Here is a 2,137-nt window from a genome sequence, read left to right as displayed (position 1 = left end):
CTGCTCGATCAGCGCATCGGACCAGTCCAGCGGCTGCCGGTAGTGCGCCGACAGCAGCGCATAGCGCAGCGCTTCGGGGGCGTGCTTGCGGACCAGGTCGTGCACGCGCTCGATGTTGCCGATCGACTTGCTCATCTTCGCACCGCCGAAGTTGAGCATGCCGTTGTGCAGCCAGAACCGCGCGAAGATCCGCCCGCCATGGGCGCACTCACTCTGCGCGATCTCGTTTTCGTGGTGCGGGAACTGCAGGTCCACGCCGCCGGCATGGATGTCGATGGTTTCACCCAGGTGCGCGGCGGCCATTGCCGAGCACTCGATGTGCCAGCCGGGGCGGCCACGGCCCCACGGCGATGCCCAGCCGGGCAGGTCGTCGCTGGACGGCTTCCACAGCACGAAGTCGCCCGGCTCGCGCTTGTAGGGGGCCACGTCCACGCGTGCGCCGGCCAGCATTTCGTCCGGGTCCCGGCGCGAGAGCTTGCCGTAGTCGGCGTAGGAGCTGACCGAGAACAGCACGTGGCCTTCGGCGGCGTAGGCGTGGCCGGCGGCGATCAGCTGCTCGATCATCGTCACGATCTGCGGTATGTGCGCGGTGGCTTCCGGCTCGATATCCGGGGGAACCACGCCCAACGCGCCCATGTCTTCACGGTAGGCGGCGGCGAAACGGTCGGTGATGGCGCTGATCGGCACGTTCTGTTCACGCGCGGCGGTGTTGATCTTGTCGTCCACGTCGGTGATGTTGCGCGCATAGCGCAGGCCGCCAAAGCGGCGCCGCAGCAGGTCGGCCAGCACCCCGAACACCACCGGGCCACGGGCATTGCCGATGTGCACATAGTTGTAGACCGTGGGGCCGCAGACATACAGGGTCGGACAGGTCGCATCGAGCGGGGTGAACGGTTCGAGCTGGCGTGTCAGGGTGTTGTGCAGGCGCAGGGTCATGGGGGTCGGTGGCGGGGAGGGAAGGGGGCAAGCCCACGATTTTAGATCACATCCGCGTTCAGCGCCGGGGGTCCTGGCTGTCCGCCAGGGCAACGGCCTATGGGCAGAATCGTCGCGGAAGGGTAATGTTCAGCCCCTTGTGCCTGGCACTCCCTAAACTAGCCACCTTGTCCTCTTACCTGTTGCCAATGAAATCCGCTTCGTTGCTGACGCTGGCCTGCCTGCTCGGAGGTGCCGCCTTCGGGGCGTGCGCCCAGGACGGTGAGGTCCGTAACCGGGTGGTGATCGTGGAGAACGTCAAGTTCGACTACGCACAGGTGCTCAACGTGGAGCCGGTGTTCCAGACCCTGCGCGCGACCCGCACCGAAGAGCACTGCGAGCCGGTGTCCACGCGCACGCTGGCGCCGGTCAACGTGACCGGCGAGGAGCCGCAGGAAGACAAGGGCCGCTTCGGCCGTTTCATGGACTCGGTGCGCTCGATCTTCCGCCGTGAAGACGGGAGCGAGGAAGAGACGCCGGTCGCCGAGGCGCCGGCCCCGGCGGCCAACAACGGCCCGCTGCTGACCCGTGAATGCCGGATCATTCCGGTCGGCCGCGAGTTCCGCCGGCCCATCGCCTATGACGTGGACTACGTCTACAAGGGCACCAAATACCGCTCGCGACTGCCCGAAGATCCGGGCAACCGGCTCAAGATCCGGGTCTCGATCACTCCGTGGATGGGCGCCGAGCAGGGCAGCGCCGCCAATCCGTGAGGTCTGTCGCCTGAATGTTCCCTTCAGGTCTTGCACCCACCCCGTGCGCATGCAAAGATTGGCGGCCATGAAACTCACCGACTTCCAGCACGACACCAGCGCCGCCCGTATGGCTACGGGCATGACGTCGCGTGCCCGCCGACCGGAACCCCACATTTTCGCTGGGTAACCGGAGCTTCGTGCTGTCTGTTCGGAAAACCCAGCCCCCGCGCTGGGTTTTTTCGTTTCTACGATCTGAAAAGTTTCATCTGTATACGTTTGTTTGAGCCCTGACCGCGCCCCGGCGCCCCCAACCTCCCCCGGCAACGGTGGAAAACCAGCCGCAAAGGATCGATCGATGTCCCTGAAGCACTTCCTGAACACCCAGGATTGGAGCCGCACCGACCTGGATGCCCTGCTGACCCAGGCCGCGCTGTTCAAGCGCAACAAGCTGGGTAACGAGCTCAAGG

Annotated in this window: 2 protein-coding genes and 1 pseudogene; 2 read left to right on the top strand and 1 reads right to left on the bottom strand. The window is 65.5% G+C overall.

Annotated features, from left to right (window positions below):
* Positions 1-936: cysteine--tRNA ligase (cysS, locus tag ACXJKH_RS19145; protein WP_457321744.1), on the bottom strand; the 936-nt coding region annotated here is incomplete at its 3' end.
* Between the two features lie 188 nt (positions 937-1,124).
* Between cysS and ACXJKH_RS19140 the strand changes: the two genes are divergently transcribed.
* Both ACXJKH_RS19140 and ACXJKH_RS19135 read left to right on the top strand, forming a co-directional pair.
* Positions 1,125-1,688 carry a hypothetical protein gene (locus ACXJKH_RS19140; RefSeq protein ID WP_256775632.1) on the top strand — a complete coding sequence of 188 codons (564 nt, stop codon included), beginning with the start codon at positions 1,125-1,127 and terminating at the stop codon, positions 1,686-1,688.
* A gap of 337 nt (positions 1,689-2,025) precedes the next feature.
* Positions 2,026-2,137, top strand: a pseudogene (locus tag ACXJKH_RS19135) (N-acetylornithine carbamoyltransferase); the annotation flags it as partial.

This window comes from Stenotrophomonas sp. P5_B8 (assembly GCF_054049855.1).
The sequence above is the reverse complement of the archived record's forward strand: the minus strand, read 5'-3'. Positions and strand labels throughout refer to the sequence as shown.